Raw genomic sequence first — 17455 nt, 5'->3', positions numbered from 1 at the left:
CCGGGCCAGGGCGCGCCGCAACACATATCGGGCGACGGCCTGAGGCGCGCTCACGGGCCCCCAACGCAACAGCGCCGCCCGGTCCCGCCACCGCGAGGGGACGCCCCCGCGCCCGTATCCTCGTCCGACAACATCCGACGACGTCCGACAACGCGCTCAAGGCCGGAACCGAGGAGGCTCCAGGTGAGTTTCGACGACTTCACGGCGCTGGTCGACTCTCCCGTCTACGTGGTGACCGCGTCGGCGGACGGGCAGCGGGCGGGGTGCCTGGTGGGGTTCGCCGGGCAGTGCTCCCTGCAACCCGAACGCTTCGTCGTGTGGCTCTCCACGGCCAACCACACCTACCTGGTGGCCCGGCAGGCAACGGTCCTGGCGGTGCATCTGCTCCCGCAGGACCACAGCCTGGCCGAACGGTTCGGTGCCCGGTGCGGGGCCGACGCCGACAAGTTCGACGGCCTCGACTGGACCGAAGGCCCCGAGGGGACACCCCTGTTGACCGATGCCGTGGCCCGGTTCACCGGGCAGATCCTGGACCGGTTCGACGGAGGCGACCACATCGGGTTCCTCCTGGCCCCTCTCACCGTCGACGCGAACGGCGGCACACCGCTGTCCCTGCACCAGACACTCGACATCACGGCCGGGCATCCCGCCTGACGTCCGCACGCTCGGCAGATCCTCTCCGATCCGGCACACCATGTCCCCGCCGCCCGGGGGTTAGCCCTACCCGCAGCTGTGCGGGTAGCGGGATCGCCCCAGGTCGCCGTATCCGGAGAAGCTGGGGCCGGCACATACCGCCGCTTCCCAACCATCCCCGTGGAGTTGACTCGTGCGTGAGCAGGCATGGCAGAGGTTCCGTTCCTCCGAGCGGCCGGGCGGCCGGCGCCGAGGCGTACCGGCCGCGGTCGCGGTCGCCCTGGGTGTCATAGCGGCGGGGGCTCTCGCGCCGCTATGACACGGCCACAACCCCGCCTGGCCGGGCCTCGCCCAGCCCGGCAACCTCGCCCGCAACCGCCCCACCACCGCCTCCAGCACCGAGACGCCGAACTTCCCGCCCGCCTCGGCCACCGACGGCGACCCGGCCACCCGCTGGTCCAGCGCGTACAGCGACCCGCAGTGGCTCCAGGTCGACCTCGGCTCCACCCAGAGCGTCAACCGCGTGGTGCTGCGCTGGGAGGCGGCGTACGGCAAGGCCTTCCAGATCCAGATCTCCGACGACGCCGCGACCTGGCGCACGCTCCACTCCACCACCGGCGGCAGCGGCGGGGTGCAGGATCTCACCGGGCTGTCCGGCTCCGGACGGTACATCCGCCTCTACGCCACCCAGCGGGGCACCTCGTACGGGTACTCGCTGTACGAGTTCGAGGTGTACGGCGGCCAGTTGAGCGGCACCCGGACCCTCACCGCGAGCGGCAAGGCGCTCGACGACCCGGCGAGTTCCGGCACCTCCGGCACCCAGCTGATCACCTGGACCCCGCACGGCGGCCCCAACCAGCAGTGGCAGCTGACCCTCAACGGCGACGGCGGCTACACGATGGTGAACGGCGCCTCCAAGCTCTGCGCGGACGTGGCCGGGGGCGCCACCACCGCGGGCGCCGCCGTCGTCCAGGCCACCTGCACCGGCCGCGACAGCCAGCGCTGGCAGCTCACCGCACTCGGCGCGGGCCGCTACTCGGTGGCCAACAAGAACAGCGCGCTCCTGCTGACCACCGCGTCCGCCGCCGACGGCGCGCAGGTCACCCAGCAGACGGCCGACGGCTCGGCGTATCAGCAGTGGCAGGTCGTCTGACGAGCCCGTCCGCAAGCGGGTCCGGCGGTCTCACTGCGGCAGCCCGCCACCGGGCATCGGCCCCGGCCGCAGTCCACGGCGGCCCGCCGCCCAGTCCCGCAGCTCGGTGGTCGCCACGTCGTCCATCTCCTCCTGGAGGCGGCGACGGGGCTCCTCGTCCCGCTCTCCCTCCGGGATCAGCCGATAGCGCCGGATCGCCAGCCGCAGCCTCGACCAGGCCTCCGCGGCGAGCACATGGCGCTCGGCGTGGTTGAACACCTGCCGGAACCCGCCGATGAAGACGGTGAGTCCGGCCAGGGTGGCCGTGGTGGCGGCGGGTGCCTGGATACCCGCCGCCACGACCGTGGCGGCGCCGGTGAACAGGGCGCCGAGTTCGGTGACCCAGTGCCACCGCCGGGCCCGGTCGCGCGCCCGCGCGTACCAGTCGAGGTCGGCGAGGGCCTGCTCCAGGAGGGGGTCCTCGACCGGGGCGGGCTGCGGCGGTGTTCGTCTGCGTATCGGCACGCCCCCATGCTCTCCCGGCTACGCCGTTCCGTGGGCGCGATCTCCTTGACGGCTTTCCCGGTAGCGGCCGGGCGTGGTACCGAACTCCCTGCTGAAGGCATGGGAGAAGGCGTACGGGGTCCCGTAGCCGACCTTGGCGGCGACGGCTGCCAGCGGGTCCGTCGTGTCGCGGAGCAGGGTCGCCGCGCGGGTCAGCCGCCACCAGGTGAGGTACGCCATCGGCGGGCGGCCCACCAGTGCCGTGAACCGGCGGGCCAGGGTGGGGCGGGAGACCCCGGCCTCGGAGGCCAGCCGGTCGTTGCTCCACGGGGCGGCCGGGTCCGTGTGCAGCGCGCGCAGGGCGGCCGCCACCACCGGGTCGCCCAGGACGGCCGGCCACGCACCGGCCGTGCTCTCGCTCATCCAGGCCCGGATCATATAGACGAGCAGGAGGTCGAGCAGGCTGGACACCGCGACGCACGCGCCGGGGAGCCGGTCGTCGAGTTCGCCCGCCAGCAGGTCGATGGCGGCGCGGAGTTCGGGGTGCCGGCCCACACGGTGCGGCAGATGGACGACCTGCGGCAGCTCCGCCATGAGCGGGTGGACGCGGCTGTGGTCGAGCCGGTACTTGCCGCAGAGCACATGGAGCGGGGCCCGCGCGTCGGCGGGCGCGGTGGAGGGGTGGCCCTCGCCCGGCCAGTCCTCGAACGGCACCGCCCGCGCCACGGCCTCCGCGTCGACGGCGGAGTCCGCGAGCACATGCCCCGCCCCGTGCGGCAGCAGCACCGCGTCGCCGACCCCCAGTGCGACGGGAGCACCGCCGTCGGGCAGCAGCCAGCAGGAGCCCTCAAGGACGATGTGGAAGCCGGCTCCGTCGTACGGGGCGAGGCGCGTGCACCAACTGCCGCTTGCCCGCACCCTGTTGGAGGAAGGCCGCCCGATCCGCACGGCCGAGATCGCATCACTCACCACGTCCACCCCCACAGCGTATCTCTCGGGCCGACGATGAGACGTACGCGTATCCAGATGAGTAGAACGGACATTGAGAAGCTCAACTTCCCCGCCGTAGTGTCGAGGACATGGACATCGAGAGCGCGCAGAGCATCACCCTGGGGGATGTCGAGGTCACCCGGGTCGTCGAGTGGCAGGGGCCGTTCGTGCCTGCCCGGGGGCTCGTCCCGGAGGCCGGGGCCGAGCTGTGGAAGGACAACGAGGACTGGCTGGCGCCCGACCACTGGGAGCCGGAGAGCGACTCGGCGGTGCTCGCCCTGCAGACGTGGGTGCTGCGCAGCGGCGGGCGGACGATTCTGGTGGACACCGGGGTGGGCAACGGGCGAGAGCGGCCCGACTCACCGCGCTTCCACCACTGGCAGGGCGACTTCCTCGGCGCTCTGGCGCGGGCCGGGGTGCGCCCCGAGGACGTCGACGTCGTCGTCAACACGCACCTCCACAGCGACCACGTCGGCTGGAACACCAGGGACGCCGACGGGGAGTGGGTGCCCACGTTCCCCCACGCCCGCTATCTCGTCCCGGCCGCCGACGACTTCCACTACGGACCGGCCAACGCGTACGCGAACGGCGTCCGCCAGGACGACCGGCTGCTCTACGAGGACAGTGTGGCGCCGATCCACCGGGCCGGGCAGTCCGTGCTGTGGGACGGCTCGTACCGCATCGACGAACACCTCACCCTGGAGTCCGCCCCCGGCCACACCCCGGGCTCGTCCGTTCTGCGGCTCGCGTCCGGGACCGACCGGGCGGTGTTCGTGGGGGACCTGCTGCACAGCCCGGTGCAGATCCTCGACCCGTCCTGCAACAGCGGCTTCTGCCTCGACGCGGAGCAGGCGGCCGCCAGCCGCCTCCGCATTCTCGAACGGGCCGCCACCGAGCGCGAGTTGGTCGTCCCGGCGCACTTCGGCGGGTCCGGTGTCGTCGAGGTCCGGCGTGAGGGCGCCGGGTTCACCCTCGCGCGGTCGACCGTCGGGCAGGGCCGGTCAGATTAGCGGGCGGACCTCCTCGGCGGTGAACCGGACGAACGCCTCCGCGTCCGGCTCGTCGGCGGTGGGCTCCAGGATCACCCGGTCCGCCCCCGCCCCGGCGAGCCCGCGCACCGCCTCCGCGACGGCGGCGGCGTCCCCGGCGACACCGAATCCGTCCCCGCTCTTCTTCGCCGCGAGCTCCGCGCCGACCCGTGCGGCGGCGTCCGGTCCGGTGGCGGCGAGCAGATAGACGACCAGGGGGTGGTGGTCGGTGCGGGCGGCCGCGGCGCGGCCCTCGTCGACGAGCGTACGGGCCCTGCGCACCCCGTCGGGGCCGGTGCCCGCCACCAGGACGCTGCCGTCGGACGCCTCGCCGGACAGACGCAGGGTGCGCGGTCCGGTCGCACCGGAGAGCACCGGGGCGGGCCCGTGCGGCGGATAGTCCAGCGCGACCCCGTCGAGCCGCACATAGCGGCCCTCGACCGTGACGTTCTCCCCGCCCAACAGGCCGCGCAGCGCGACGAGGTGCTCCCGCAGCAGCGTCAGCGGCGACCCGGGCCGCGCGCCGACCTGTTCCATCCAGTCCTGCACCCCGTGCCCGACGGCCAGGGTGACGCGGCCGGGGAAGAGGCGATGCAGGGTCGCGCTCTCCATCGCGGTCAGCGCCACATTGCGCAGCGGCACCGGCAGCAGCCCCACGCCCACATGCAGCCGCTCGGTCCACGCCAGCGCCGCGGCCGCACTGGCGATACCGCTCTCCAGGAAGCAGTCCTCCCAGAGCCAGAGCTCTTCGAGACCGGCGGATTCGGCGGCCAGGGCGACGGAACGCAGACGTTCGGGGGCGTTCTGCGGGCGGAAGACAGCGCCAAGTGTGGTCATGGCGGGGTTACTTCCCCTGGTCGCGGCGGGCCGAAACCGGGCGGCTCGAACGGGCGTGCCCGGGGACCTGAGTACGGGTGAGCACCCGTGAGTACCCGTGAGTATCTGAGTACGGAACTGAGTACGACCGCTCAGGTCCGCGCCCCACCGGGAAACGGAGGCTGGGGCCATGACCACACCGTCCTCCGTCAGCCCCCCGCCCCTTCCGCCGACGCCCCCGCTCCAGCCCGGGCGGCCGGGCACCCGGCGCGCCTGGATCGCCGGCGCCGTCGGTGCGCTCGTCCTGGTGCTCGTCGCCGGGGCGGTGTGGTGGCTGAGCCGGGACGAGGACACCTCCCCGCTGGCCGGGCGGCCGCGCGTGACGGACTCCGTGGCCGGGCTCTCGTACGCCGTGCCCGAGGACTGGAAGCGCAACGACGGCAAGGACCTGATCCAGGCCTTCACCTCCTCGATCACCACGAAGGGGTCCGACGGCCGGGGCGGAGCCGTAGTGCTCGCCGGGCGGGGCAGGCCCGTCGAGGAGTCCGCCCTGAAGCAGCGGACCGAGACGGCGGCCCGGTCCAACGCGGAGTTCTTCTACCCGGACGGCAAGTCGACGGTCGAGGAGTCCCGGGCCACGACGGTGAGCGGCCGTGCCGCGTACACGGTGGTGCTGAACGCGCACGACGACAGCGGGAGGGCGGGCCGGATGCGGCTGACCATCGTCGCGGAGAGCGGCGACCAGTCGGGCTTCCTCCTCGGCGTCACCGAGGCCCCCGAGTCGTCCGATCCGTCCACGGCGATCGACGGCCGCGAGGTCGACGCGGTACTGGCCGACGCCGCGGTGGAGTAGCGGCCGAGGGCGCCGCCCGGTGCCCGCCTGCCCGGTGCCCGGGGCGGCTGTGACACGCTGCCGCTGAGGATGCACCGGTATGCCAGGAGGCACGACACCATGAACACTGCCGAACCGCTCGACCACCGGGCGGCCGTCGCCGCCGAGAGCGCCCGGTTCGCGAGCCTGGTCAAGGACGCCGACCTGACGGTCAGTGTGCCCAGCTGCCCGGGCTGGACCCTCGTCGACCTGGTCAGGCACACCGGCGGCGCGCAGCGCATGTTCACGGCGCTGCTGCGCGGGCGCGTCCAGGAGCGGCCGACGAGCCGCGACGTGGACCTGCGGCTGCCGGAGCGGGAGGACGGCTACGCCGACTGGCTGGCGGCGGGCGCGGCCGAGGCGGCGGAGGCGTTCGCGAGCACCGACCTCGACGCGCCGATGTGGGTCTGGGGCGCGGACGGCCATGCCCGCTTCTGGGTGCGCCGGATGCTTTTCGAGACCCTGGTGCACCGCGTCGACGCGGAGCGGGCGCTGGGGCTGCGCTCCGAGATCGACCGCGCGCTCGCCCGGGACGGCGTCGACGAGTTCCTGGTCAACCTCCCCTACGCCGCGTTCTTCGCGCCCAAGGTCGCCGAGCTGCGCGGCGCGGGCTCCGTCCAGCACATCCGGTTCACGTGCGCGGACACGGACGGCGACTGGCTCGTACAGCTGCGCCCCGACGGCTTCGGCCTCGTCGCGGACCAGGACGGCACGGCCGCCGACGCCACCGTCCGGGCGGCCGCCGCCGACCTCCTGCTGCTCGTCTACGGCCGCCTCGACCGCTCCTCCGAGTCGGTGCGGACCAGCGGGGACGCGGAGCTGCTCCAGCGGTGGTTCGTCAACTCCGCGTTCTGACGGGGGATCCGGGACGGAGGTTCTCCGCCGGCCGCTCCTCGGCCGGAACGGGAGTCCGGCCGCCGCACCGCGTGGACGTGTGCGGCGGCCGACCGGCGCCCCGGACGCGGGCAGCGCCCGGTGTTTGGCCCCGCCTCGCGAGGGCACGCGGGAACCCTGTCCGCCTGCCCCCAGCCCACGGGAGCCGAACGTGACCACCCATACTCCGGACCGTCCCCGCATCGTCGTCGTGGGGGCCGGGTTCGCCGGGTACCAGGCCGCTCGCACCCTCTCCCGCCGTATGCGCGGCCGTGCCCGGATCACCCTGCTCAACCCCACGGACTACTTCCTCTATCTCCCGCTGCTCCCCCAGGTCTCCGCCGGGATCCTGGAGCCGCGCCGGGTCACCGTCTCGCTCACCGGGACGCTGCCCGGGGTGCGGCTCGTCCTGGGGAAGGCCGGGCGGGTCGATCTGGACACCTCGACGGTGCACTGCACGGGGCCGGAGGGAGTGCCGGGCGTGCTGGAGTACGACCGGCTGGTGCTCGCCGTCGGCAGCGTCAACAAACTGCTGCCGGTGCCCGGGGTCACCGAGCACGCGCACGGGTTCCGCGGGATACCCGAGGCGCTGTATCTGCGCGACCACGTCACCCGGCAGATGGAGCTGGCCGCGCAGGGCACCGACACCTCGCGGGAGCGGGCCGCGCGGCGCACCTTCGTGGTGGTCGGCGGCGGCTACACCGGCACCGAGGTGGCCGCGCACGGCAAGCTGTTCACCTACGCCCTCGACCGGCGCGAACCGGCGCGCTGGATCCTGCTCGACATCGCCGACCGGCTGCTGCCCGAACTCGACCGCAGGCTGTCGACGACGGCCCACCGGGTGCTGCGCCGCCGAGGTGTCGACGTACGCACCGGTACCTCGGTGAAGGAGGCGACCGACGACGGGGTGCACCTGGACGACGGCGAGTTCGTCCCGACCCGCACCCTGATCTGGTGCGTGGGCGTACGTCCGGATCCGCTGGTCTCGGAGCTCGGTCTTTCCGTGGAGCGCGGGCGGCTGCTCGTGGAGCCGCAGCTGAGCGTGCCGGGCCGCCCCGAGGTGTTCGCCTGCGGCGACGCGGCGGCCGTGCCCGATCTGACCCGGCCGGGCGAGTTCACCCCGATGACCGCGCAGCACGCCGCCCGGCAGGGCAGGACGGCCGCGCTCAACGTCGCCGCCTCGCTCGGCCTCGGCACCCAGCAACCGTACGAACACCACGACTTGGGGTTCCTCGTGGACCTCGGCGGGGTGCAGGCCGCGGCCAACCCACTCGGCGTACCGCTGTCGGGTCCCCTCGCCGGGGCCGTCACCCGCGGCTACCACCTCGCCGCCATGCCCGGCAACCGGGTGCGTGTGGCGGCCGACTGGCTGCTGGACGCCGTCCTCCCCCGCCAGGGCGTCCAGCTGGGCCTCGTCCGGTCCTGGTCGGTGCCGCTGGACACGGCGACACCGGAGCAGGCCCGCGTTCCCGGCGGCCCCGCGCCCACGACCCGAAAGGACTGACCGACCATGAAGAGCGCCCACACCCCCCGCCGCACCGAACTCGCCGCACTGGGACAGCAGTTGAGGGTCGACGCGGTCCGCGCGGCCGAGGCCGCCGGGTCCGGCCACCCCACCTCGTCGATGTCCGCGGCCGATCTCGCGGCCGTACTGCTGGCCGGACATCTGCGCTACGACTTCGACAAGCCCGAGCACCCCGCCAACGACCGTCTGATCCTCTCCAAGGGCCACGCCTCCCCGCTGCTGTACGCCATGTACCGCGCGGCCGGGGTCGTCGACGACGAGGAACTGCTCACCTTCCGCAAGCTGGGCAGCCGGCTGGAAGGGCATCCCACGCCACGGCTGCCGTGGGTGGACGTCGCCACCGGCTCGCTCGGCCAGGGGCTGCCGGTCGGGGTCGGCATGGCGCTCGCGGGCAAGCACCTCGACCGTCTTCCGTACCGCGTCTGGGTGCTGTGCGGCGACAGCGAGCTGGCGGAGGGCTCGGTCTGGGAGGCGGCCGAGCACGCCGGGGACCAGCACCTGGACAATCTGACGCTGGTCGTCGACGTCAACCGGCTCGGCCAGCGCGGCCCCACCCGCCACCAGCGCGACCTCGCCGCGTACGCGCGCAGGTTCCGCGCGTTCGACTGGCACACCGTCGAGGTGGACGGACATGACGTCGAGGCCGTCGACGCGGCGTACCGGGAGGCGGCGGCCACCTCGCGGCGGCCCACCGCGATCCTGGCGGGCACGGTGAAGGGCAAGGGCGTCGCCTCCGTCGAGGACCGCGAGGGCCTGCACGGCAAGCCGCTGCCGGACGCCGAGGCCGCCGTCGTCGAGCTGGGCGGCCCCCGCTTCGTCCGCGTCGACGTCACCGCGCCGCCCTCCGCCCGCACCTCCCGGCCCGCGCCGTCCGGCCGTCTTGAGCTGCCCCGCTACGAGGTGGGCGAGAAGGTGGCCACCCGCACGGCGTACGGGCAGGCGCTCGCCGCGCTCGGCACCGCGCGCGGCGATGTGGTGGTGCTCGACGGCGAGGTGGGCGACTCGACGAAGGCCGACCTCTTCGCGAAGGAGCACCCCGAGCGCTACTTCGAGTGCTATATCGCGGAGCAGCAGATGCTGGCGGCCGCCGTGGGTCTCGCGGCCCGGGGCTGGACGCCGTACGCCGCCACGTTCGCCGCGTTCCTGACCCGCGCCCACGACTTCCTGCGGATGGCCGCGATCAGCCGGGCCTCGCTCACCGTGGCCGGCTCGCACGCCGGGGTCGCCATCGGTCAGGACGGGCCCTCGCAGATGGGCCTTGAGGACCTGGCGATGTTCCGTGCGGTGCACGGCAGTACGGTGCTCTACCCCTGCGACGCCAACCAGACCGCGAAGCTCGTCGCGGCGACGGCGGACGGCGAGGGCATCCGCTATCTGCGCACCACCCGGGGCGAGACCCCGGTCCTGTACGGGCCCGACGAGGAGTTCCCCATCGGCGGCGCCAAGGTGCTGCGGGCCTCGCCGCACGACAAGGTGACCCTGGTGGCGGCGGGCGTCACCGTCCACGAGGCGCTCATCGCGGCGGACGCGCTGGAGGCGGGCGGCATTCCGGTGCGGGTCATCGACCTGTACTCGGTCAAGCCGGTCGACGAGCAGGTGCTCCAGGAGGCCGCCGCGCTGACGGGCTGTCTGGTCACCGTCGAGGACCACCGTTCCCAGGGCGGCATCGGCGACGCGGTCGCCGAGTGCTTCGCCGACGGCCGCCCGATGCCCCGCCTCGTCAGGCTCGCCGTCGAGGACATGCCGGGCTCGGCGACCCCCGAGGAGCAACTGGCCGAGGCCGGGATCGACGCGGCGTCCATCACGGCGACGGTCCGGGTGCTGTACGAGCGGGTCGTCACGAGCTGATCGAACGGGTTTGCCCCGCCCGCGCGGGGCTACCCGGAAAGCCTCACAGGCGAGGTGACATGGCGAACACATCAGAGAACCGGTCCGGCGACAAGCGCAAGTCCGAAGAAGAGCTGCCCGGCGCGATGGAAGTACTGCGCGGCGCGCGGGCCCAGCTCGCCGAACTCACCGGTATGGAGGCCGAGTCGGTCTCCTCCTTCGAACGCACCGAGAACGGCTGGGTGCTGCGGATCGAGGTCCTCGAACTCGCCCGGGTCCCGGACACCATGAGCCTGCTCGCCTCGTACGAGGTGGAGCTGGACCCGCACGGCGAGCTGACCGGCTACCGGCGCCGGCGCCGGTACGAGCGGGGGCGGGCCGACCGCAACCCCTGAGCCCGGGCCGGCGGACTCCCCCGATGTCACTCGGCTTCACCTCACCGCACACGACCTCACTGACGGCTTCACCGAAGACCTCACAGACAAGGAGGGCCGGACACCATGACGGTTGTCCCGGCACAACAAGGCGGCAGCGGCGGGACCAGTGGTCTCTACGACGTCCTGGAGCTGGTGCTCGACCGGGGGCTCGTGATCGACGCGTTCGTACGCGTCTCCCTCGTCGGCATCGAGATCCTCAAGATCGATGTACGGGTGGTCGTCGCGAGCGTCGACACCTATCTGCGCTTCGCGGAGGCGTGCAACCGGCTCGACCTGGAGGCGGGCCCGCGCAAGAGTCCCGGACTGCCCGACCTGGTCGGGGAGATCACCGAGTCCGGTGCGCGCGGCAAGTCCAAGGGCGCGCTCTCGGGCGCCGCCCAGACCATCTCCGACGCCTTCCAGCAGGCCCGCGAGGAAGGCGAGTCGGAGCCGGAGAAGCGCCCTCGCACCCGGCGCACCACCGCACGCCGGAAGGAGGAGCAGGAATGACCACCTACGTCTACGGGATCGCCCACCGCACCCACACGCACCTGCCCGAGGAGATGGGCGGCGTCGGGGATCCGCCGCGCCCGGTGCGCACCGTCGCCCAGGGCGAACTGGTGGCGCTGGTCAGCGACGCACCCGAGGACCTGCGGCCCAAGCGGCGCGATCTGATGGCCCATCAGAGTGTGCTCGCCGAGGCGGGCGCGGGCGGGGCGGTGCTGCCGATGCGGTTCGGTGGCGTCTCACCCGACGACGACGCCGTACGGGCCGCGCTCGCCGAGCACGGCGAGCGGTATCTGGAGCGCCTCGAAGCCCTGGAGGGCAGGGTCGAGTACAACATCAAGGCCGCCCACGACGAGGAGGCCGTGCTGCACCAGGTGCTCTCCGAGAGCCCCGAGCTGCGTGCCATGAGCGAGGCCAACCGCCGGGCGGGCGGCGGCACCTACGACCAGAAGCTGCGGCTCGGCGAGCGGATCGCCGCGGCCGTCCAGCAGCGCGAGGCACGGGACGCGGTGCTGATCCAGCGCGCCCTGGAGCGCGCCGCCGAGGACGAGCGGCCCGGGCCGCAGTCCACCGGCTGGCTGGCCAACCTCTCGTATCTGGTGCCGCGCGAGCGGGCGGACGAGTTCGTGGCGTCCGTGGAGACGCTGCGCAAGGAGGCGCCGCACCTCATCGTCCAGGTGCACGGCCCGCTGCCCCCGTACAGCTTCACGGACTGAGACGCCCGACCCGACGGGAGGCTCCCGCGTGGGCCTGCTCAAAGAACTGCTGCTGCTTCCCGCGGCACCTGTGCGCGGCACCTTCTGGGTGCTGGAGCAGGTGGTGGCGCAGGCGGAGCAGCAGTACTACGACCCCTCGGCCATACGTGACGAACTCGCCCTGCTGGAACAGCGGTTGCTGGCGGGCGAGATCGACGAGGCCGAGTTCGACCGCCGCGAGGACGAGCTCCTCGACCGGCTGGAGAACAGGAATCCCTCACGATGAACAACCGACTGGCGATAGGGCTCGCGGTAGGCGCGGGCTATGTGCTCGGTCGCACCAAGAAGGCCAAGCTCGCGTTCGGCATCGCCACCATGGTGCTCGGCAAACGGCTCACACTCAGCCCCGGGGCGCTCGCGGAGTTCGCGGCCGGGCAACTGGAGCACAACCCCCAGTTCAAGGAGATCGGCGACCAGCTGCGCGAGGATCTGCGCGGGGTGGGCAAGGCGGCGACCGGCGCCCTGGTCAACCGGCAGCTCGAAGGGATCGCGGACCGGCTGCACGACCGCACCCTGGATGTCCAGGACCGTATCGCCGGGGTGGTGCCGGACGCCGGGAGCGGGGCCGAGAAGGCCGAGAAGGCCACGGCCCCCGCCAGGAAGGCGGCCGCGAGGGCGAAGCGCTCCGCGCCCGCGAAGAAGGCGGAGTCGGCGAAGAAGTCCGAGCCGGTACGCCGTGCCACCACCGCGAAGAAGACCGCCGCGCGCCGGGTCACGGGCACCAGGAGCCGCTCCTCGGAGCGCACCGATGCGAAGGGGGGCCGCTCCCGTGACTGAGCCGGACGCGACGGACACCAAGAAGGCGACGGGTCTGGTCGACAGCGCGGTCACGGACCGCCTCAAGTCCGAGCTCCAGGCCCTCGCGCTCGCCCAGTTGGAGCGGGCGCTGACCGGGGTGGGGCGCAAACTCGGTGAGTCCACGGTGAAGCTGAACGACATCGCCGAGGGGCGCAGCCCCGGGTTCTCCGCGCTGGCGCTGAAGGGCGGCCGCAAGCTCACCGAGGGCAAGGGGCCGGTGCGCACCGCCCTGGAGCTGGGTGCCGGCCACCTCAAGGAGAACGTCACCGACGCCCTCAAGAACCTGGGCGGCAAGCGCGGCAAGGGCGGCGGCGGGCGCAAGCCCACCGTCATCATGGAGTCGGTGGACGTCGGCGTACCGGTCCGCGACGCCTACGACCAGTGGACCCAGTACCAGGAGTTCTCCCATTTCACCAAGGGCGTGCGCAGCGCGAACAGCGCGGACGACGCGAGCTCCGACTGGAAGCTGAAGGTCTTCTGGTCGAGCCGCAGCTGGAAGGCGCACACCACCGAGCAGGTCCCCGACGCGCGTATCGCATGGACCTCGGAGGGCGCCAAGGGCACCACCAAGGGCGTGGTCACCTTCCACCCGCTGGGCGCCTCCCTGACCCGGGTGCTGCTGGTGGTCGAGTACTACCCCAAGGGCCTGTTCGAGCGGACCGGCAACATCTGGCGCGCCCAGGGCCGCCGCACCCGGCTCGACCTGAAGAACTTCGCCCGCCACATCGCCCTGCGCGGCGAGGCCCCGGACGGCTGGCGCGGCGAGATCCGCGACGGCGAGGTCGTCCTCAGCCACGAGGACGCACTGGCGCGCGAGGAGAGGGCCCGCGACGAGGACGCCGAGAGCGAGAAGGCTTCCCAGGACACCTATGAGGAGGCCTATGAGGACGAGGAGCCGCTGGAGGGCGAGTACGAGGAGGAGCCGGAGGAGGACGAGGAGCTTCCCGAGGACGCTCACGAGGAGGCTCCCGAGGACTCCGACGCCGTCGCATACGACGACGAATGGGAAGAGGACATGGCCGAAGAGCCCGAGCCCGGGGAATCCGGGCGCCGGCGCGCCAAGTCCGGCTCGCGGAGGCGCTGATGACGACCCCGGGACGGCTCTCCGATCCGTATGCGTCGGACGGCGGCAGCGCGAATCTCGCCGATATCCTCGAACGCGTCCTCGACAAGGGAATCGTCATAGCCGGGGACATCCGCATCAATCTCCTCGACATCGAACTGCTCACCATCAAACTCCGCCTCATCGTCGCTTCCCTGGACAAGGCGAAGGAAATGGGCATCGACTGGTGGGAGGACGACCCGGCGCTCTCCGGCGCCGCCCGCCGCCGTGAACTCGCCCGGGAGAACGAGCAGTTGCAGGCCCGCGTAGCCGAACTGGAAAGCCGTCACGACGACTCCCGCCGCCATGACGGTTCCCGCGGCGCCCGGGCGGAGGTGGCACGGGATGAATGAGGCACTGTGGTATGTCTACGCGGTCGTGCGGCCCTTCGAGGAGGCGCTGCCCGACGGAGTGCGCGGACTGGACGGCGAGCCGCCCCGGCTGATCGGCCATGGCGGACTGTGCGCCGCCGCGAGCCCGGTCCCCGCCGCGGACTTCGACGCCGCCCCGCTCCGCGCCCGGCTGGAGGACCTGGACTGGCTGTCCGCCACCGCCCGCGCCCATCAGTCCGTGGTGGCCGCGCTCTCCTCGGTGACCTGCGCGGTTCCGCTGCGGCTCGCCACGGTGTGCCGGGAGGAGAGCGGGGTGCGCCGGCTGCTCGACTCCGGGCGCGACCGGTTCGTCGCGGCCCTGGAGCGGCTGGACGGGCGGGTCGAATGGGGGGTCAAGGTGTACGCGGAGGCCGGGAGTCCAGAGCCCGCGACGGCGCCGGGAGCCAAGCCCGCGACCGGGCGGGAGTATCTGCGCCGCAGGCTGGGGCAGCGCCGGGCCCGGGAGGACACCTGGCGCGAGGCGGGCGCCCTCTCCCGCACTCTGCACCGGGAGCTGTCCGGGCAGGCCGAGGCGGAGCGGCTGCACCGGCCGCAGAACGCCCGCGTCTCCGGGCAGCCCGGCGAGAACGTGCTCAACGCCGCCTATCTGGTGCCGCGTGAGCGCAGCGCGGAGTTCGTCGCCCTGGTGGAGCGGCACGGTGCGCAGGTGGCGGGGGTGCGCGTCGAGGTGACCGGGCCCTGGGCCCCGTACTCCTTCGCGGGCACCGCGGACGCGGACGGAGGAGGAGCCGATGGCCCCGACGGCATCCGCTGAGCACGCCGAGCGGCGGATAGCCCTCGTCGATCTGCTCGACCGGCTCCTGGCGGGAGGCGTGGTCCTCGCCGGCGACCTCACCCTGCGCATCGCGGACGTGGACCTGGTCCGGATCGACCTCAACGCGCTGGTCAGCTCGGTGAGCGCGGAGGTCCCCTCACCGTTCGAGAGCGCCTATGAGAACGCCTACGAGAACGCCTACGAGAACGACGCGCCCGCGCTGCCGACGGGTGCGGACCCGTACGGCCCCTCCGGCTTCGGGGAGGGCCCATGAGCGGGCGGCGGCGCGTGGAGCTCGACGCCGACACGGTGGAGCGCGATCTGGCGCGGCTGGTCCTGACGGTGGTCGAGCTCCTCCGGCAGCTGATGGAACGTCAAGCCCTGCGCCGCGTCGAGACCGGCGAGCTCACGGACGAACAGGAGGAGCGGATCGGACTCACCCTGATGCTCCTTGAGGACCGGATGGGCGAGCTCAGGTCGAAGTTCGGGCTGCGTCCGGAGGATCTCAACCTCGACCTCGGACCGCTCGGCCCGCTGCTGCCCGTGGAGGCCTCCGGCGGCGACGGACCCGGTGAGGAGCGCGGACGGTGAGCCGGAACAGCGACAGCAAGGCGTCCGGGGCGGGCGCCGGCAAGGACGGCGGCAAGGACACCGGTACCCGGCTCACCGTCCTCGTCGCGCTCGGCGCCAATCTGCTCATCGCCGTGGCCAAGGCGGTCGGCGGCGCCTTCGCCGGTTCGCCGGCGCTGCTCTCCGAGGCGGCCCACTCCGTCGCGGACAGCTTCAACGAGGTCTTCCTGCTGGCCGCGCTGCGCCGCAGCCGCCGCCCGCCGGATCGCCGCCACCCCTTCGGCTACGGCAAGGAGCGCTTCTTCTGGTCCCTGCTCGCGGCGGTGGGCATCTTCGTGATGGGCGGCTGCTTCTCCGTCTTCCAGGGCATCGAGGCGCTGCGCTCGGGCGCGCACGAGTCGCACTCCGGCTACGTCGCCGGCTCGCCGTCCTCGCGGTCGCCTTCCTCGCCGAGGGCGCGTCGCTGCTGCGGGCCCTGCACCAGGTGCGCGGACAGCCGGGCGGCATCGGGCGCGATCCCGCGCTGCGCACCGTGGTGGCGGAGGACGGGACGGCCGTGCTCGGTGTCGCGCTGGCGATCGCCGGGATGGCCCTGCACATGACGACCGGTCAGCCGGTGTGGGAGGGCTCGGCCTCGCTGGCCATCGGTGTGCTCCTCGGGTACGTGGCGTACCGGCTCGGCAAGGACGCCCGCGACCAGCTCATCGGGGAGGCCGTCGACCCCGAGATGCGCGACCGCATCAGGTCCCTGCTCGACGCCCAGCCGGAGATCGACAGTGTGGAGGCGGTGCTCACCATGCGGCTCGGCACCGACTCCGCGCTGGTCGCGGCCCGAGTCGACCTGGTGCCGGGCCTGGAGAGCGAGCAGATCGAACTGTCCTGCGAGCGCATCAAGGACTCGGTGGCCACCATCTGGCCCGACGCCGACCAGGTTTTCCTCGACGTGACGGATGCGGCCACGGCCGGGGCCCGTACGCGCGGAAACCGCCCTTCCTGAAAACAAGTCTCCCCCGGATTTCCAGGGAAAAGCTCCTGTCCGGAATTCGCCGCGCATGACACGGCCCGGCAGGGGCACTCGATTTCCAGGAGGTGCATAGCATGGTTCCCCTGCTTGTCGTTCTGCTGCTCGCACTGCTTCTCTTCGGCGCGGGATTCGCGCTCCAGGTGCTGTGGTGGGTCGCCGTTGTCGTACTGGTCCTGTGGCTCGTGGGTTTCGTCGCACGTCCCGCCGCCGGTAGCGGACGGCGAGGCCGCTGGTACCGGTGGTGAATTCGGTGACGGAGAAATTCCCGGCGTGCGAGGTACACGTTTGAGATTCCACTGAACGGTCAAACTCGGACGTGACCACCGAATTCACAAGAGATCAGGGTGTGAGTACCGTGACCGCGAAGAATGAGAAGGCCAAGGCGAAGGCCGAGCAGGCCAAGGGAAAGGCCAAGGAGACCCTGGCCCGCGCGGTGGGCAATGAGAGCAAGACGGCCGAAGGCCGCGCCGAGAAGGCCAAGGGCGATCTCCGGCAGGCCAAGGAGAAGGCCAAGGACGCCTTCAGGAAGTAGTCGGCCCCCTGCGCTGCGGGGCCCCGCGGAGCGACTGCGCGGGGCCCCGCAGCCATGGGCCGTCACGGAGCGCAGTCCTACGGCTCGCGCAGGCCCCCGGACCCGGTCAGGATGGGTGGGCTGGGCCCGCCCCAGGTTCAGGAGGACATGATGCTGCTGCCCGACAAGGAGACTCTCGCGCGGCTGCTCTCGCACTATCGGGCGCACGAACGCGCGGTCCTGGCACAGCCCCACGAGCCCGCCCTGCGCCGACTCTTCGAGGACAGCGCCTACACGCTCTGCGTGCTCATGGGTGAGCGCACCGCGCGCGAGGCCGTGCACGCCGCCGAGCGGTATCTCAGCCGCAACCGCCCGGCGCACCGGCTCGCCCCGGCCGCTCCCCCGCCCTCCGCCTAGGTGTACGGGT

The 17455-nt window shown here is 72.7% G+C and carries 23 protein-coding genes and 2 pseudogenes; 22 read left to right on the top strand and 3 right to left on the bottom strand.

The window, feature by feature from the left end; translation table 11 throughout:
• Positions 1 to 183 precede the first annotated feature (183 nt).
• The 3 genes and pseudogenes from A8W25_RS26295 to A8W25_RS26290 all read left to right on the top strand — a co-directional run bounded on the left by A8W25_RS26295 (position 184) and on the right by A8W25_RS26290 (position 1786).
• Entirely contained in the window at positions 184 to 654 is a 471-nt protein-coding gene (locus tag A8W25_RS26295) for a flavin reductase family protein (RefSeq protein ID WP_067165764.1), read from the top strand.
• A 421-nt stretch (positions 655 to 1075) separates the two neighbouring features.
• Positions 1076 to 1297: pseudogene (locus tag A8W25_RS35160) on the top strand (discoidin domain-containing protein); the annotation flags it as partial.
• Between the two features lie 66 nt (positions 1298 to 1363).
• Positions 1364 to 1786, top strand: coding sequence for an RICIN domain-containing protein (locus tag A8W25_RS26290; protein ID WP_234386622.1), 423 nt, complete (start codon positions 1364 to 1366; stop codon positions 1784 to 1786).
• A 30-nt stretch (positions 1787 to 1816) separates the two neighbouring features.
• Here the strand turns inward: A8W25_RS26290 and A8W25_RS26285 are convergent, their stop codons facing one another.
• On the bottom strand, positions 1817 to 2290 hold the full coding sequence (locus tag A8W25_RS26285; RefSeq protein ID WP_234386584.1) for an SLATT domain-containing protein: 474 nt from the start codon (positions 2288 to 2290) through the stop codon (positions 1817 to 1819).
• 18 nt (positions 2291 to 2308) lie between these two features.
• Positions 2309 to 3247, bottom strand: a complete 939-nt coding sequence (locus A8W25_RS26280; RefSeq protein ID WP_067167246.1) for an AraC family transcriptional regulator — start codon at positions 3245 to 3247, stop codon at positions 2309 to 2311.
• Between the two features lie 101 nt (positions 3248 to 3348).
• Between A8W25_RS26280 and A8W25_RS26275 the strand changes: the two genes are divergently transcribed.
• A complete protein-coding gene (locus tag A8W25_RS26275) occupies positions 3349 to 4269 on the top strand; it encodes an MBL fold metallo-hydrolase (RefSeq protein ID WP_067165758.1) in 921 nt (306 codons plus the stop codon).
• On the opposite strand, the gene A8W25_RS26270 is transcribed toward A8W25_RS26275, so the two are convergent.
• Complete coding sequence (locus tag A8W25_RS26270; RefSeq protein ID WP_067165755.1) at positions 4261 to 5124, bottom strand: LLM class flavin-dependent oxidoreductase; 864 nt, start codon at positions 5122 to 5124, stop codon at positions 4261 to 4263. The two genes, A8W25_RS26275 and A8W25_RS26270, sit on opposite strands and share 9 nt — an antisense overlap.
• A gap of 169 nt (positions 5125 to 5293) precedes the next feature.
• Here A8W25_RS26270 and A8W25_RS26265 point away from each other — a divergent pair, with 169 nt between their 5' ends.
• The 18 genes and pseudogenes from A8W25_RS26265 to A8W25_RS26180 all read left to right on the top strand — a co-directional run bounded on the left by A8W25_RS26265 (position 5294) and on the right by A8W25_RS26180 (position 17445).
• A complete protein-coding gene (locus tag A8W25_RS26265; RefSeq protein ID WP_067165753.1) occupies positions 5294 to 5956 on the top strand; it encodes a hypothetical protein in 663 nt (220 codons plus the stop codon).
• A gap of 99 nt (positions 5957 to 6055) precedes the next feature.
• On the top strand, positions 6056 to 6829 hold the full coding sequence (locus tag A8W25_RS26260; RefSeq protein ID WP_067165750.1) for a maleylpyruvate isomerase family mycothiol-dependent enzyme: 774 nt from the start codon (positions 6056 to 6058) through the stop codon (positions 6827 to 6829).
• A 190-nt stretch (positions 6830 to 7019) separates the two neighbouring features.
• On the top strand, positions 7020 to 8351 hold the full coding sequence (locus A8W25_RS26255) for an NAD(P)/FAD-dependent oxidoreductase (protein WP_067165747.1): 1332 nt from the start codon (positions 7020 to 7022) through the stop codon (positions 8349 to 8351).
• Positions 8352 to 8357: 6 nt separating this feature from the next.
• On the top strand, positions 8358 to 10220 hold the full coding sequence (locus A8W25_RS26250; RefSeq protein WP_067165740.1) for a transketolase: 1863 nt from the start codon (positions 8358 to 8360) through the stop codon (positions 10218 to 10220).
• Positions 10221 to 10279: 59 nt separating this feature from the next.
• On the top strand, positions 10280 to 10594 hold the full coding sequence (locus tag A8W25_RS26245; RefSeq protein WP_067165737.1) for a gas vesicle protein: 315 nt from the start codon (positions 10280 to 10282) through the stop codon (positions 10592 to 10594).
• Positions 10595 to 10699: 105 nt separating this feature from the next.
• Positions 10700 to 11125, top strand: coding sequence for a gas vesicle structural protein GvpA (locus tag A8W25_RS26240; RefSeq protein WP_067165734.1), 426 nt, complete (start codon positions 10700 to 10702; stop codon positions 11123 to 11125).
• Entirely contained in the window at positions 11122 to 11838 is a 717-nt protein-coding gene (locus tag A8W25_RS26235) for a GvpL/GvpF family gas vesicle protein (RefSeq protein ID WP_067165732.1), read from the top strand. The genes A8W25_RS26240 and A8W25_RS26235 overlap by 4 nt, the downstream gene beginning before the upstream one ends.
• Before the next feature lie 28 nt (positions 11839 to 11866).
• Positions 11867 to 12103, top strand: a complete 237-nt coding sequence (locus A8W25_RS26230) for a gas vesicle protein GvpG (RefSeq protein WP_067165729.1) — start codon at positions 11867 to 11869, stop codon at positions 12101 to 12103.
• Positions 12100 to 12654, top strand: a complete 555-nt coding sequence (locus A8W25_RS26225) for a hypothetical protein (protein ID WP_067165727.1) — start codon at positions 12100 to 12102, stop codon at positions 12652 to 12654. Before A8W25_RS26230 ends, A8W25_RS26225 begins: the two co-directional genes overlap by 4 nt.
• A complete protein-coding gene (locus A8W25_RS26220; RefSeq protein ID WP_420708519.1) occupies positions 12647 to 13759 on the top strand; it encodes an SRPBCC family protein in 1113 nt (370 codons plus the stop codon). The genes A8W25_RS26225 and A8W25_RS26220 overlap by 8 nt, the downstream gene beginning before the upstream one ends.
• A complete protein-coding gene (locus tag A8W25_RS26215) occupies positions 13759 to 14130 on the top strand; it encodes a gas vesicle protein (protein ID WP_079126396.1) in 372 nt (123 codons plus the stop codon). The genes A8W25_RS26220 and A8W25_RS26215 overlap by 1 nt, the downstream gene beginning before the upstream one ends.
• Entirely contained in the window at positions 14123 to 14923 is an 801-nt protein-coding gene (locus A8W25_RS26210; protein WP_067165722.1) for a GvpL/GvpF family gas vesicle protein, read from the top strand. Before A8W25_RS26215 ends, A8W25_RS26210 begins: the two co-directional genes overlap by 8 nt.
• On the top strand, positions 14901 to 15197 hold the full coding sequence (locus A8W25_RS32960) for a gas vesicle protein (protein ID WP_079126395.1): 297 nt from the start codon (positions 14901 to 14903) through the stop codon (positions 15195 to 15197). Before A8W25_RS26210 ends, A8W25_RS32960 begins: the two co-directional genes overlap by 23 nt.
• The gene (locus A8W25_RS26200; protein ID WP_067165719.1) at positions 15194 to 15514 is read left to right on the top strand and encodes a gas vesicle protein K; all 321 of its coding nucleotides are present in this window, start codon (positions 15194 to 15196) and stop codon (positions 15512 to 15514) included. Before A8W25_RS32960 ends, A8W25_RS26200 begins: the two co-directional genes overlap by 4 nt.
• Positions 15511 to 16490 (top strand): annotated as a pseudogene (locus tag A8W25_RS26195) (cation diffusion facilitator family transporter). Before A8W25_RS26200 ends, A8W25_RS26195 begins: the two are co-directional and overlap by 4 nt.
• A 101-nt stretch (positions 16491 to 16591) precedes the next feature.
• Positions 16592 to 16762 carry a hydrophobic protein gene (locus A8W25_RS26190; RefSeq protein WP_067165717.1) on the top strand — a complete coding sequence of 57 codons (171 nt, stop codon included), beginning with the start codon at positions 16592 to 16594 and terminating at the stop codon, positions 16760 to 16762.
• Positions 16763 to 16872: 110 nt separating this feature from the next.
• The gene (locus tag A8W25_RS26185; RefSeq protein WP_067167243.1) at positions 16873 to 17049 is read left to right on the top strand and encodes a CsbD family protein; all 177 of its coding nucleotides are present in this window, start codon (positions 16873 to 16875) and stop codon (positions 17047 to 17049) included.
• Between the two features lie 147 nt (positions 17050 to 17196).
• Entirely contained in the window at positions 17197 to 17445 is a 249-nt protein-coding gene (locus A8W25_RS26180) for a DUF5133 domain-containing protein (RefSeq protein ID WP_324616320.1), read from the top strand.
• Positions 17446 to 17455: the final 10 nt, after the last annotated feature.

It is taken from the genome of Streptomyces sp. ERV7 (assembly GCF_001653515.1).
Taxonomy (GTDB): Bacteria; Actinomycetota; Actinomycetes; order Streptomycetales; family Streptomycetaceae; genus Streptomyces.
Note: the sequence above shows the minus strand (reverse complement) of the source record. Positions and strands in the feature narration are given on the sequence as shown.

What these genes read in the sequence shown, in the direction of transcription:
- A8W25_RS26180 (WP_324616320.1), top strand. Translation starts at nt 17,197, where the DNA reads ATGATGCTGCTGCCCGACAAGGAGACTCTCGCGCGGCTGCTCTCGCAC.
- A8W25_RS26200 (WP_067165719.1), top strand. Translation starts at nt 15,194, where the DNA reads ATGAGCGGGCGGCGGCGCGTGGAGCTCGACGCCGACACGGTGGAGCGC.
- A8W25_RS26210 (WP_067165722.1), top strand. Translation starts at nt 14,123, where the DNA reads ATGAATGAGGCACTGTGGTATGTCTACGCGGTCGTGCGGCCCTTCGAG.
- A8W25_RS26270 (WP_067165755.1), bottom strand. Translation starts at nt 5,124, where the DNA reads ATGACCACACTTGGCGCTGTCTTCCGCCCGCAGAACGCCCCCGAACGT.
- A8W25_RS26225 (WP_067165727.1), top strand. Translation starts at nt 12,100, where the DNA reads ATGAACAACCGACTGGCGATAGGGCTCGCGGTAGGCGCGGGCTATGTG.
- A8W25_RS32960 (WP_079126395.1), top strand. Translation starts at nt 14,901, where the DNA reads ATGGCCCCGACGGCATCCGCTGAGCACGCCGAGCGGCGGATAGCCCTC.
- A8W25_RS26215 (WP_079126396.1), top strand. Translation starts at nt 13,759, where the DNA reads ATGACGACCCCGGGACGGCTCTCCGATCCGTATGCGTCGGACGGCGGC.
- A8W25_RS26250 (WP_067165740.1), top strand. Translation starts at nt 8,358, where the DNA reads ATGAAGAGCGCCCACACCCCCCGCCGCACCGAACTCGCCGCACTGGGA.
- A8W25_RS26265 (WP_067165753.1), top strand. Translation starts at nt 5,294, where the DNA reads ATGACCACACCGTCCTCCGTCAGCCCCCCGCCCCTTCCGCCGACGCCC.
- A8W25_RS26190 (WP_067165717.1), top strand. Translation starts at nt 16,592, where the DNA reads ATGGTTCCCCTGCTTGTCGTTCTGCTGCTCGCACTGCTTCTCTTCGGC.
- A8W25_RS26260 (WP_067165750.1), top strand. Translation starts at nt 6,056, where the DNA reads ATGAACACTGCCGAACCGCTCGACCACCGGGCGGCCGTCGCCGCCGAG.
- A8W25_RS26245 (WP_067165737.1), top strand. Translation starts at nt 10,280, where the DNA reads ATGGCGAACACATCAGAGAACCGGTCCGGCGACAAGCGCAAGTCCGAA.
- A8W25_RS26235 (WP_067165732.1), top strand. Translation starts at nt 11,122, where the DNA reads ATGACCACCTACGTCTACGGGATCGCCCACCGCACCCACACGCACCTG.
- A8W25_RS26275 (WP_067165758.1), top strand. Translation starts at nt 3,349, where the DNA reads ATGGACATCGAGAGCGCGCAGAGCATCACCCTGGGGGATGTCGAGGTC.
- A8W25_RS26240 (WP_067165734.1), top strand. Translation starts at nt 10,700, where the DNA reads ATGACGGTTGTCCCGGCACAACAAGGCGGCAGCGGCGGGACCAGTGGT.